General features: G+C 55.2%; 10 protein-coding genes. All 10 read right to left on the bottom strand.

Annotation, left to right across the window (positions count from 1 at the left end):
* Positions 1–7: 7 nt before the first annotated feature.
* Positions 8–1,477: an ATP-binding protein gene (locus JQF37_RS05585; protein ID WP_204149562.1), complete on the bottom strand. Its 1,470-nt coding sequence runs from the start codon at positions 1,475–1,477 to the stop codon at positions 8–10.
* Positions 1,477–3,642: a Mu transposase C-terminal domain-containing protein gene (locus tag JQF37_RS05580; RefSeq protein WP_017341693.1), complete on the bottom strand. Its 2,166-nt coding sequence runs from the start codon at positions 3,640–3,642 to the stop codon at positions 1,477–1,479. Before JQF37_RS05580 ends, JQF37_RS05585 begins: the two co-directional genes overlap by 1 nt.
* Positions 3,639–4,496, bottom strand: coding sequence for a TnsA endonuclease N-terminal domain-containing protein (locus tag JQF37_RS05575; protein WP_017341694.1), 858 nt, complete (start codon positions 4,494–4,496; stop codon positions 3,639–3,641). The genes JQF37_RS05580 and JQF37_RS05575 overlap by 4 nt, the downstream gene beginning before the upstream one ends.
* Before the next feature lie 279 nt (positions 4,497–4,775).
* Positions 4,776–6,608, bottom strand: coding sequence for a glutamine--fructose-6-phosphate transaminase (isomerizing) (glmS, locus tag JQF37_RS05570; RefSeq protein ID WP_130210940.1), 1,833 nt, complete (start codon positions 6,606–6,608; stop codon positions 4,776–4,778).
* Position 6,609: 1 nt separating this feature from the next.
* Positions 6,610–7,389, bottom strand: a complete 780-nt coding sequence (locus tag JQF37_RS05565) for a DeoR family transcriptional regulator (RefSeq protein WP_189340492.1) — start codon at positions 7,387–7,389, stop codon at positions 6,610–6,612.
* A 198-nt stretch (positions 7,390–7,587) separates the two neighbouring features.
* Positions 7,588–8,955: a bifunctional UDP-N-acetylglucosamine diphosphorylase/glucosamine-1-phosphate N-acetyltransferase GlmU gene (glmU, locus tag JQF37_RS05560; RefSeq protein ID WP_130210942.1), complete on the bottom strand. Its 1,368-nt coding sequence runs from the start codon at positions 8,953–8,955 to the stop codon at positions 7,588–7,590.
* Positions 8,956–9,069: 114 nt separating this feature from the next.
* Complete coding sequence (locus JQF37_RS05555) at positions 9,070–9,495, bottom strand: F0F1 ATP synthase subunit epsilon (RefSeq protein WP_130210943.1); 426 nt, start codon at positions 9,493–9,495, stop codon at positions 9,070–9,072.
* A 45-nt stretch (positions 9,496–9,540) separates the two neighbouring features.
* Positions 9,541–10,917, bottom strand: coding sequence for a F0F1 ATP synthase subunit beta (gene atpD / locus JQF37_RS05550; protein ID WP_130210944.1), 1,377 nt, complete (start codon positions 10,915–10,917; stop codon positions 9,541–9,543).
* Between the two features lie 27 nt (positions 10,918–10,944).
* On the bottom strand, positions 10,945–11,805 hold the full coding sequence (atpG, locus tag JQF37_RS05545; protein ID WP_090326929.1) for a F0F1 ATP synthase subunit gamma: 861 nt from the start codon (positions 11,803–11,805) through the stop codon (positions 10,945–10,947).
* Positions 11,806–11,855: 50 nt separating this feature from the next.
* Complete coding sequence (atpA, locus tag JQF37_RS05540) at positions 11,856–13,400, bottom strand: F0F1 ATP synthase subunit alpha (RefSeq protein ID WP_008018366.1); 1,545 nt, start codon at positions 13,398–13,400, stop codon at positions 11,856–11,858.
* Position 13,401: the final 1 nt, after the last annotated feature.

The following is a 13,401-nucleotide window of genomic DNA, read 5'->3' as shown; positions in this document are numbered from 1 at the left end:
CTTTTATTCACCCCTTCCGATACAACGGAGAGAATTCAAATAGATCGCTGTTTATCCAACCGGCGCTCTTCAACACCTCAACGGAGTCTTCACTTTCGCTTAGCGCCTTTGCCTCTGATGTCTCAACCGCCACCGCCGCAGGAGGCTGCGATTTGACTGGGTTAACGGGCGCCACATTAGGCTTTTGGACGCTATTGTCGCTACGACTGCTGACACTGCGCAGCAACGCCAGTCGCTCCGGCCGAGCCAAACCATCGAACGCCATCATGTCGCTCAGTTGGTCTTCAATCGGAAGCAAATCGTCGAACTGCCGCATCCGTTTCGGATCTCGGCTTCGCAGGGCGGACAATGCTGGCTTCAATATTTGCATCTTGGTGTTACTCACCAGCGCGATTGTCTCGACGGTGACGCATTCCGAACCACTCTGGATCGCATACCTCTGGCTGAGCACCAAAAGCTTCACCAAAAAGTCGGTGACGCCTTGGGTATGTTCATACAATGCATCAAACACTTCTTCGGTCAGTTCGACTTTCTGCTGGTACCACTGATAGCTCCAGAGGTTTTCAACGAGCATTCGCCACTCGTCATCGTCCTTCTCAAAGCGTTTAAATTCGAGAACCCCTACGCCGCAGCAACGCCGTGCGTTACGCATGACGTCCGAAAATAGGCTGATCATGGAATTTGTCCCGATGAACACCACGGGAATGCCAATGTTGTTCACTAGATGGAGGAAGAAATTCAGCATGTTGTCCTTGCCCCCAGTTTTCGCCAGGTGCAGGTTCTGAAGTTCGTCGATCAGCAGAGCTCCGATGAAAAATGTACTCGCAACCTGCTCCATTTGTTGCAACGAGTCATTGATGTTCCGAGACCGATACCGCTTGTAGTAATCCTCATCGCCTAACGCTCGCCCGACAGCATAGAAGAATTGCTGACAGAAGCCTGCCAGTGACCCATCTCGGGGGCAGTCAAGCTTGAGCCAGGTGATCTGGGTATGAACGAACTGCTTTCCTTCATAACGCTCGTGTCGGATCGTTTGAGGGTAGAGACTCAAAATGGCTTCAAGGGCGGTGGACTTCCCAATGCCACTAAGGCCAACCAGACTGAACGTTTCGGCAGTCGACTTGAATCCATCGTGGTAGCGCTGTGCACCCGAAAGCGAGTGTAGATGTCTGACAGTGTCTGGAGAGGTCGGGTTGCGTCCGACGTACCCTCGTCGAACCAGCAATGAAAATACGGACTCCAGATCAATATGGACCAACAGAGGCTGAACCACCGTCCTCAACCGGTCGATACAGTGGATCCGAGTCGAACGGTCAAGGGCGAGCTCTTCTGGATCAACAGGACGGGGAAAATTCGAGATCAGTTGGATTGCTACCTCTTCTGAGAAGATAGGTGGCAGCGCTTCGATGAGCGGATTTCCCGCGTAGTCCGCTATCGCCTGCTTGGTGTAGCTTGCGAAAACTTGGGCGCCTTTCATTAGTTTTGTCCTGGGCGGAGTCGTTTGAGCATATCGATGACCTGAGCGCTGCGAGGGCCGGCAAAGTTCTCCGAGCGTTCTGGGGCGGTCTCTGCCTTTTGCCCAGGCGGGTCAATCCTCACACCCTCTGGCACATGGGCGGTCTCCCGCTCCTTGAGGCGTTCAACAGCGCGGTTCTCACGAATATTTCCAATCATCTCGGCCTTGGTCGCAGGGACTGGCTCTTCTTTTCGCTCAGCCATCGCACCACTGACGATTTGATTAACCTCCTCTAGAAGCGAAATCCGACTCTCCAACTCAGCGCGCTTATGAGCCGGTGGAGCCTGGCGGTAAGCTTCGAGCAGGTCGAAAATTTCATCGGATCGATAATCAGCATACTTGTGATCGGACTTACGCAAATCGCAACGGATGAACTGTTTGTTGTCGCCCCGGATCCAAATATGTGCCGCGGAATTTGGATCATACCAACACTCTATAGACCAAACCCCGCGGCTACGGGCTTTCGCAAACCAGTTGTTCTCGATCGCTACATCACAGACATAGTGCATCCCTCGGAATAGCACACCACCCTTTTGCACCGTTGCTTGCTCGCGCGGAAGCAAATGGAGATAGACCAGCTCGTCGGGATGATTGTTTGGTTCGACGTGGCCATTTTCCAACGCCCAAGTCCAAATACCTACCGGCGTCGGGTCGACACCGTCGTTCATCATCTCTTGAGTGAGCCTGTCGGGCTGCCGGTTGAAGCGGTTATAGTGAAGGACGCACTGGATGATGATCTTAGTGAACTCTTTCATGCTCAGCGTCGCGTCGAGTCGGTAATCTCGCTCGCCACGCTCCTTCTCCCTGGCCGCTACGCCACCTGGTAGCCACCTGATGCCCGTCAAATCGTTCAGGATACCGAACCGACTCTCCACCATCGACTTCCAGTCCGGCCGGTAAGGCGGAGCGATTCCCAGCTCGATATTCAGGCCAGTGGCAAGACCTTCAGCTGCTTTCCCCAACATCTCGCCTCGATCAGCGTAGATGTGATGCGGGAGGTGGTGACAGGCCCATTCTTCGGGATCGATTGTGACCCCGTTGGTAGCGCAAAACTGAACCTTCGAAGTGAAAGCGTTGAACAGCGCTTGCCTGGCTCCGTTCCAGCTCGGCCCCTCCAACCCGATGTAGAGACCGACGATCATGCCGGAGAAGCTATCGATGACGACGTACACCACCGGCCGTCCAATGAGCATCCGCCTGGAGTAGCCGTTCACGAGATAAATGTCAGCAATGGTGGCATCGATCTCAAACTGATGGCAGGGGCCACGAAGCCAGTCACGCACGGTTCCAGAAAGGGGGCGGCAATCTTTTAGCCACTTCCGCATTCCCTTACGCCCGCGTTCAGTTTCAACTTCGTCGAAATATTGCTTTCCCCAATAATCGAACTGCCTGAAGGAAGGAATTTCCGAATCGGGTAGGAGGCGACCACCCGATTCTGGATTTTTCGAAAGGTCTTTCGCTGTGTAGAACCTTCTAAGCATCTCGACATAGGCGCTGGTTATCGTAGAAGTCTTATCCCCCACGAATAACGAGTAACCGACACGGATACAGCGCTTATCCACGGCATCAATAAGCTTGGTCGGCGAAACGGCAATACCTTGGTATCGTGGTTTTCTGCCGGGCGGTTTTGCGGGATCATACTTGCGCTCAGGAACTCCGACGCCCGCGTAGTTTTTCAAGAGCGCATTTCGAACCTGGCCATTGATCCAGTAACGGTACAGAAGTCGATAGATACTCTTGCGCTGCATGCCAAGCTCAACAGCTCTAGCGCCCACCATTCGCCCCATCTCATCGGGAGCAAATATCTGACCTGGGTAATCTGAGTCGATCAGGGGAGCGATGATGTTCCACTTTTCATCCCTTTCCCGCTTCTTTTTCTCATCCAGGTCATCCTCTAGCACTAAGAGAAACTCAGGCGTAACAACCTTGGATGGCTTCGTATCGCCTGCTATGACAGAGCCGCGAAGCTCTTCCAAGCCCAAACCAATCGGTTGGCGTGGCGGGTCCGTTAATTGGATCAAAACTACCGCATCGTATCGCTCACTGAGATACAAGACCCTAACGATACCAGGCACGACGGAAAACTCAGTGACCGGTTCAAAAATATCATTGACTTGGACTTTCATGATAAGCCCTCCGCCGCCAGTGAAATTTTTATTGGGTTTTCGATGATTTCAAAGGTTGGTAGTAGTGCAGTCATTTGAATGGGAGTACCAACCAAATCTACGTTGATCGACTTGGACCATATCAGGTGATGATATAAAGCCCGAGAATCTTGATAGGAGATAAATAAACGTGCGGCAATCTTTCGCAGACTTTCAGCAGTACTCCAAGGGTATGGACGGCAGCTAGCTAAGTGCTCCAGAAAATCTGAATGTAATGAGGGCTCTACCAAAGCGCGCGGCAGCTGAGCGAATTTCCTGAGCAAGCCTAAGTTTTTGATCAAATCGGGACTGAACATTTCTTCAGTGACAATGGCCCAATCAACGTGTTGACCAGCCCAGAAACGCTTTTCGATCTCAAGTTTTTCCAACGTTCTCCTGGCTTGTTTGCCTTCGAGGTCGCTGCGGTATTTGATTGTTCGTGCTACGGATTTAAAGCTGCCATCGGGCTTTTTTATTGTTAATAAAAAATCCGTGGTCATGACGTAAGGAAGCACTGTCTTCGGATACCTGGGGTATCGCACTCCGATAGAGCTAGCGATTGCTTGAGCACTTTCTCGCGGCAGCAATGGATACTGCTCGCGTATATCCACAACATCTTCCGAAAATTCACATACCAAAAAATAGGCGCGTTCTAGGTCAGAAAAGAGGTGATGGAGGCGATCGATCTTCACACCTTGGATCTTATGGGAGCGTCCTCTGGAAGGCACGTCTTGGACGCGCAGCCAGGGCAGATAACTGGCACCAGCACCGCTACCGAATCCATTCGTAATATGCCGCTGAATATCTGTCTCAGACGAAAACCTACGACCGCGCAATGCTACCTCCTTCGTCCGCCGGGACCGCCTCTCCTCGCCCTGAAAATAGTTATAGGAAAAAATCGTCCACCATCTGCCGATGGTACAGCGCTCTTTAGCCTACTCCCGGAGCGGGAAGAAGCGGAGAATCTAGACCGACGGCTCAGCCCAAAAATGGAAACCCCCGTAGATACGGGGGTTTCGGCCTTGTGTCAATCTATGTTGCGTCGTGTCAATCTTTATTGTTTTGTGTCAATCTTTATTGTTAGAAACCAAAGGGCTCGATCAGTTGTGGATAACTTATTCCACCGTCACCGACTTCGCCAGGTTGCGTGGCTGGTCAACGTCGGTGCCTTTCAGCACGGCCACGTAGTACGACAGTAGCTGCAGCGGGATGGTGTAGAGGATCGGCGACAGGATGTCGTGGATGTGTGGCATGTGCACGACGTGCGTGCCTTCACCATTGGTCATGCCTGCCTGTTCATCAGCGAAGACGATCAGCTCGCCACCACGGGCGCGGACTTCCTGAAGGTTGGACTTCAGCTTTTCCAGCAGCTCGTTGTTCGGCGCCACGGTCACGACTGGCATGTCGTTATCCACAAGCGCCAACGGACCATGCTTCAGCTCGCCAGCCGGGTAGGCTTCGGCGTGAATGTAGGAAATCTCCTTGAGCTTGAGCGCCCCTTCCATTGCTACCGGGAATTGCGCACCACGCCCGAGGAACAGGGTGTGATTTTTCTCGGCGAACAACTCAGCGATTTTCTCCACGGTGCTATCCATGGCCAGCGCTTCACCGAGACGGGTTGGCAAGCGACGCAACTCTTCGACCAGCGTTGCTTCAACGCCTTTGGCCAGCGTGCCGCGAACCTGCCCCAGAGAAAGAGTCAACAACAGCAAACCGACCAATTGCGTGGTGAAGGCTTTGGTCGAGGCCACGCCGATTTCGCGGCCGGCCTGTGTCAGCAAGGTCAGATCGGATTCACGTACCAGCGAGCTGATGCCGACGTTGCAGATTGCCAGGCTGGCGAGGAACCCCAATTCCTTGGCGTTGCGCAGCGCGGCCAGGGTGTCGGCGGTTTCGCCGGATTGGGAGATGGTCACGAATAGCGTGTCCGGCTGCACCACTACTTTGCGGTAGCGGAACTCACTGGCCACTTCGACCTGGCACGGAATACCGGCCAGCTCTTCGAGCCAGTAACGAGCGACCATGCCAGCGTGATAACTGGTGCCACAAGCGACAATCTGGACGTTGCGAACTTTGGCGAACAACTCGGCCGCTTGTGGACCGAATGCCTGCACCAGGACCTGAGTCTGACTCAAACGCCCCTCCAGGGTGCGCTGTACTACGGCCGGTTGCTCGTGGATTTCCTTGAGCATGAAATGGCGAAACTCACCTTTATCGGCCGCTTCTGCGCCATCACGGTACTGCACGGTTTCGCGCTCGACCGCCTTGCCGTCAACGTCCCAGATCTGCACGCTGTCGCGACGAATTTCGGCGATATCGCCTTCTTCCAGGTACATGAAGCGGTCAGTGACCTGGCGCAGTGCCAACTGGTCGGACGCCAGGAAGTTTTCACCAAGACCCAGGCCGATCACCAGCGGGCTCCCGCTACGCGCAGCGACCAGGCGATCTGGCTGGCGAGCGCTGATCACTGCCAGGCCGTAGGCACCGTGCAGTTCTTTGACCGTTGCCTTGAGCGCGACGGTCAGGTCGTGCAGGTCCTTGAGTTTGTGATCCAGCAGGTGCGCGATGACCTCGGTATCGGTGTCCGACGTGAACACGTAACCCAGGGATTTGAGTTGTTCACGCAGGGCTTCGTGGTTTTCGATGATACCGTTGTGCACCACCGCCAGGTCACCGGAAAAATGCGGATGCGCGTTGCGCTCGCACGGCGCACCGTGTGTCGCCCAACGGGTATGGGCAATACCCAGACGCCCCATCAATGGTGCTTCAGCCAACGCCTGTTCCAACTCGCTGACTTTACCCGGACGACGCAGGCGTTCGAGTTTTGCGTCGTTGGTGTAGACCGCCACGCCGGCACTGTCGTACCCACGGTATTCCAGACGCTTCAGGCCTTCGACCAGGATGGCGGTGATATTACGTTCTGCGACTGCGCCGACAATTCCACACATGCTATTTCTCCTGACTGATAGCGGCGCATATCAACGTGATGCCGCGCGCCTGAATCTGATCCCGTGCCTCAAGCGGCAGGCGATCATCGGTAATAAGGGTATGAACACTGCTCCAGGGCAGTTCCAGATTGGGAATTCTGCGACCGATTTTGTCGGCCTCCACCATGACAACCACTTCCCGGGCGACTTCAGCCATGACCCGGCTCAGCCCAAGTAATTCATTGAAGGTGGTTGTACCGCGGACCAGGTCGATGCCATCAGCTCCGATGAACAGCTGATCGAAGTCGTAAGAGCGTAATACCTGCTCGGCAACCTGACCCTGAAAGGACTCGGAATGCGGATCCCAGGTCCCGCCGGTCATCAGCAGCACCGGCTCATGCTCGAGTTCGCTCAAGGCATTGGCCACATGCAGTGAGTTGGTCATCACCACCAGGCCCGGTTGTTGACCGAGTTCCGGGATCATCGCAGCGGTAGTGCTGCCGCTGTCGATGATGATCCGCGCATGTTCGCGGATTCGTGTCACCGCAGCGCGGGCAATGGCCTGTTTATATTTGGAGACCGGCTGACCGATATCGGCCACTAGCTCTTGGGGCATGGTGATCGCTCCGCCATAACGGCGAAGCAGCAGACCGTTGCTTTCAAGGGCTGCCAGATCCTTGCGAATCGTAACTTCGGAGGTTTCGAAGCGTTTGGCCAACTCATCCACACTGACTTCGCCTTGCTCATTGAGTAAGGCAAGGATGTTGTGGCGACGCTGAGGTGTATTGCGCTTCGACATAATTCAGTAAATTTCGTTTCGAAAGATAACGTAACCAATCAAAACCTATCGGCGAAACTTCGTCAAGCTGTGCAAAGAAAATTTATCTGTGGATAAAACACAAAGGATCGCAGTCTGCTTCAACGTCTACAGAATATTTATATTGCTCTGTAGAAGCTGAAGCAGGCTGCGATCCTTAGATTTCAGCGAGCTGTGGATAACTTAGCTTTTCTTGATTTTCTCGGGCCGCTTCCAGCCATCGATATTCTTCTGGCGCGCACGGCCCACCGCCAACTGCGCGTTATCCACATTCTGCGTAATGGTCGAACCGGCCGCAGTGGTTGCACCGGAAGAGATATCCACAGGCGCGACCAGCGAATTGTTGGAACCGATGAACACATCTTCGCCCAACACGGTTTTCCACTTGTTGGCGCCATCGTAATTGCAGGTGATGGTGCCGGCGCCGATATTGGTACGCGCGCCGACCTCGGCATCCCCCAGGTAAGTCAGGTGTCCGGCCTTGGCGCCTTCGCCCAAGTGGGCGTTTTTCAGTTCAACAAAGTTACCCACATGCGCGCGAGCTTCCAGCACCGTACCTGGGCGCAAACGTGCGAATGGACCCGCATCGCTGCCTTCACCCAGAATCGCGCCTTCGATATGGCTATTGGCCTTGATCACCACGCCTTTGCGCAAGGTGCTGTCCTTGATCACGCAGTTAGGGCCGATCACCACGTCGTCTTCAATGACGACCTTGCCTTCGAGAATCACGTTGATATCGATCAACACGTCACGGCCGACGCTGACTTCACCTCGGACGTCGAAACGAGCAGGGTCTCGCAGCGTCACACCCTGGGCCATCAAACGACGACCGGCACGCAGCTGATAGTGACGCTCAAGTTCAGACAGCTGTTTGCGGTCATTCGCGCCCTGCACTTCCATAGCATCTTGAGGTTGCTCAGTCGCCACCACCAATCCGTCGCTCACCGCCATGGCGATAACGTCCGTGAGGTAATACTCGCCTTGGGCATTGTTGTTGGACAGTCGGCTCATCCAGCCACCCAGGCTTTCGAAGGGAAGGGCCAGAATGCCCGTATTGCCTTCAGTGATTGCGCGCTGGGCTTCAGTGGCGTCCTTCTGCTCAACGATAGCGGTAACGTTGCCCGCCGCGTCACGCACGATGCGGCCATAACCGGTCGGATCGTCCAGGTTCACGGTGAGCAGGCCCAGCTGCTGCGGCCCGACCTTCTGGAGCAGTCGTTGCAGGGTTTCCACTTCAATCAGTGGCACATCACCATAAAGAATCAGCACGGTGTCGGATTTGATGAAAGGGACCGCTTGGGCCACGGCATGGCCTGTGCCGAGTTGTTTGTCCTGAAGAACGAAATTCAGGTCATCAGCAGCCAGACGCTCACGCACCGCGTCGGCTCCATGGCCAATCACCACGTGAATGCGTTGTGGATCAAGTTGCCGGGCGCTGTGGATAACATGGCCGAGCATCGAGTTGCCAGCGATCGGGTGCAGAACTTTCGGCAACGCCGAGCGCATACGCGTGCCTTGACCGGCGGCGAGAATAACGATTTCAAGAGACATGACTGGCTACCAATCCTGGGTGGTCAGCGGCTGCGACCATAATGGTGAACATCAGAAAAGAAAAAAGGGTAGCCGAGGCTACCCTTTTTGATCAATCACACAACAAGCGAGGCCTTAGTGGCCGAACTTCTTGCGGATCTGCTGGACGGTGCGCAGCTGAGCTGCAGCCTCGGCCAGACGTGCGGAAGCAGAACCGTAATCGAATTCCGCGCCACGCTCATGCAATGCCTTCTCGGCAGCCTTAACGGCTTCCTTAGCGGCGGCTTCGTCCAGGTCGGCAGCACGTTGCACAGTATCGGCAAGGACCTTGACCATGTTCGGCTGAACCTCGAGGAAACCACCGGAGATGTAATACACCTCCTCTTCCCCGCCCTGCTTGACCAGGCGGATCGGGCCTGGCTTCAAGTTAGTGATCAGCGGCGCGTGACCCAGAGCGATACCAAGATCACCCAGTGCACCGTGCGCAATCACCATCTCGACCAGACCGGAAAAAATTTCCCCTTCCGCGCTGACGATATCGCAATGGACTGTCATAGCCATCTGATTGCCTCAACCTAAATTAGCGCCCGTTGCCGGGCGCCGGGATTACAGTTTCTTGGCTTTCTCGATCGCTTCTTCGATGCCGCCAACCATGTAGAACGCTTGTTCTGGCAGGTGGTCGTAGTCACCGTTGAGGATGCCTTTGAAGCCAGCAATGGTGTCTTTCAGGGAAACGTATTTACCCGAAGCACCGGTGAAGACTTCAGCCACGAAGAACGGCTGCGACAAGAAACGCTGGATCTTACGAGCACGGTTTACCAACTGCTTGTCGGCTTCCGACAGCTCGTCCATACCCAGGATCGCAATGATGTCCTTCAGTTCTTTGTAGCGCTGCAGAACGTACTGAACACCACGAGCGGTATCGTAGTGGTCGTTGCCGATCACGTTCGGATCCAGCTGACGCGAAGTCGAGTCCAGTGGGTCTACCGCTGGGTAGATACCCAGGGAAGCGATATCACGGGACAGAACGACGGTGGCGTCCAAGTGGGCGAAGGTGGTCGCTGGGGACGGGTCAGTCAAGTCGTCCGCAGGTACGTATACGGCCTGGATCGAAGTAATCGAACCTTGTTTGGTCGAAGTGATGCGCTCTTGCAGCACGCCCATCTCTTCAGCCAGGGTCGGCTGGTAACCTACTGCGGAAGGCATACGGCCCAGCAGTGCGGATACTTCAGTACCGGCCAGGGTGTAACGATAGATGTTGTCGACGAACAGCAGAACGTCGTTACCTTCGTCACGGAACTTCTCGGCCATGGTCAGGCCGGTCAGTGCTACGCGCAGACGGTTTCCCGGCGGCTCGTTCATCTGACCGTAAACCAGTGCCACTTTGTCCAGAACGTTGGAGTCCTTCATCTCGTGGTAGAAGTCGTTACCCTCACGAGTACGCTCACCCACACCGGCGAACACGGAATAACCGCTGTGCTCGATGGCGATGTTACGGATCAGTTCCATCATGTTTACGGTTTTGCCTACACCGGCACCACCGAACAGACCGACTTTACCGCCCTTGGCGAACGGGCAAACCAGGTCGATAACCTTGATACCGGTTTCCAGCAGGTCGTTGCCGCCTGCTTGTTCTGCGAAGGATGGAGCAGCGCGGTGAATACCCCAGCGCTCTTCGGTGTCGATCGGGCCAGCTTCGTCGATCGGGTTGCCCAGAACGTCCATGATCCGGCCCAGGGTCGCTTTACCGACCGGTACGGAGATGGCAGCGCCGGAATCGACAACGTTTAGACCGCGCTTCAAGCCTTCGGTGGTTCCCATCGCAATGGTACGAACTACGCCGTCACCCAGCTGCTGCTGGACTTCCAGGGTAGTTTCCGCGCCTTGTACCTTCAGCGCGTTGTAGATGCTCGGTACGCTGTCGCGTGGAAATTCCACGTCGATAACGGCGCCGATGATTTGAACGATACGTCCGCTACTCATAGCTGGATCCTCTGAAAATTTGAACCGTTAAACCGCGGCAGCGCCGCCGACGATTTCCGAGATCTCTTGGGTGATCGCAGCCTGACGCGCCTTGTTGTAGACCAGCTGCAATTCGCTGATCAAATCACCGGCGTTGTCGGTAGCGTTCTTCATCGCGATCATCCGCGCAGCTTGTTCAGCTGCGTTGTTCTCGACCACCGCCTGGTACACCTGCGCCTCCACGTAACGCACCATCAAGCCGTCAAGCAGCTCTTTGGCATCAGGTTCGTAGAGATAGTCCCAGTGGTGCTTGAGTGCTTGATCCGGGGTTGCCACCAGCGGAACCAACTGCTCCACGGTAGGGTGTTGTGTCATGGTGTTGATGAACTTGTTGGATACCACGGACAAACGGTCAATACGGCCGTCCAGATAAGCATCCAGCATCACCTTGACGCTGCCGATCAGATCATTGATCGACGGCTCTTCACCCAAGTGGCTGATAGCTGCAACGACGTTACCGCCGAAGTTGCGGAAGAAAGCCGCACCCTTGCTACCAATCACACACAGATCGATCTCGACACCGTTTTCGCGGTTTACCGCCATGTCCTTGACCAAAGCCTTGAACAGGTTGGTGTTCAAGCCACCACACAGACCACGGTCACTGCTCACGACGACATAACCGACGCGCTTTACTTCACGGTCGATCATGAACGGGTGGCGATACTCCGGGTTAGCGTTGGCCAGATGACCAATAACCTGGCGGATGCGCTCCGCATAAGGACGGGTAGCAGCCATGCGCATTTGTGCCCTGCGCATTTTGCTGACCGCCACTTTTTCCATGGCGCTGGTAATTTTTTGCGTGCTTTTGATGCTCGCAATCTTACTGCGAATCTCTTTTGCGCCTGCCATGTAACACCTATCAGGTTAGCAAGCGGGAGCCTTGCGGCTCCCGCTGCGGCTTACCAGGTTTGGGTGGCCTTGAACTTCTCGATACCGGCTTTCAGGCCGCCATCGATTTCGTCATTGAAGTCACCCTTCACGTTGATCTTCGCCATGAGGTCGGCGTGATCGCGGTTGAAGTAAGCAATCAGCGCTTGCTCGAAGCTGCCGACTTTGGTGATTTCGACGTCAGTCAGGAACCCACGCTCAGCGGCATACAGCGACAGCGACATGTCGGCGATCGACATTGGCGCGTATTGCTTCTGCTTCATCAGCTCGGTAACGCGCTGACCATGCTCAAGTTGCTTACGGGTCGCTTCGTCCAGGTCAGAAGCGAACTGGGCGAATGCCGCCAGTTCACGGTACTGAGCCAGAGCGGTACGGATACCACCGGACAGCTTCTTGATGATCTTGGTCTGAGCGGCACCACCCACACGGGATACCGAAACACCGGCGTTCACTGCAGGGCGGATGCCCGAGTTGAACATGGCTGATTCCAGGAAGATCTGACCGTCGGTGATGGAAATCACGTTGGTCGGAACAAACGCGGAAACGTCGCCAGCCTGGGTTTCGATGATCGGCAGTGCGGTCAGGGAACCGGTTTTGCCGGTCACTGCGCCGTTGGTGAACTTCTCTACATACTCTTCCGAAACGCGGGATGCGCGCTCCAGCAGACGGGAGTGGAGATAGAACACGTCACCTGGGTAAGCTTCACGGCCTGGTGGACGGCGCAGCAGCAGGGAAATCTGGCGATAAGCCACTGCCTGCTTGGACAGATCGTCATAAACGATCAGCGCGTCTTCACCGCGGTCGCGGAAGAATTCACCCATGGTGCAACCGGCGTACGGTGCCAGGTATTGCAACGCAGGAGATTCCGAAGCACTTGCAGCCACGATGATCGTGTTTTTCAGTGCGCCGTTTTCTTCCAGCTTGCGAACCACGTTGGCGATGGTCGATTGCTTCTGACCGATGGCTACGTAGACGCAGAAAATGCCGCTGTCTTTCTGGTTGATGATCGCGTCGATCGCCAGAGCGGTTTTACCGATCTGACGGTCACCGATGATCAGCTCACGCTGGCCACGGCCGACAGGGATCATGGCATCGACAGCCTTGTAGCCAGTCTGTACAGGCTGGTCTACCGACTTACGCCAGATCACGCCTGGAGCAACTTTCTCGACCGCATCGGTCTGGGTGTTGTTCAGCGGACCTTTACCGTCAACCGGGTTACCCAGTGCATCGACTACGCGACCCAGCAGTTCCTTACCAACCGGAACTTCCAGGATGCGGCCTGTGCACTTGGCGCTCATGCCTTCAGCCAGAGACTGGTATGCGCCCAAAATAACGGCACCTACAGAGTCTTGCTCCAGGTTGAGGGCCATACCGTAGACGCCGCCCGGAAACTCGATCATCTCGCCGGACATAACGTCGGCCAGACCGTGAATCCGCACGATACCGTCAGATACGCTGACGACAGTGCCTTCGTTACGGGCTTGGGAGGTCACATCGAGTTTGTCGATGCGGCCCTTGATAATTTCACTTATTTCGGAAGGATTGAGTTGCTGCATT

This window comes from Pseudomonas sp. MIL9, from assembly GCF_016887925.1.
In the GTDB taxonomy this organism is placed as follows: domain Bacteria; phylum Pseudomonadota; class Gammaproteobacteria; order Pseudomonadales; family Pseudomonadaceae; genus Aquipseudomonas; species Aquipseudomonas mohnii.
Note: the sequence above shows the minus strand (reverse complement) of the source record. Positions and strands in the feature narration are given on the sequence as shown.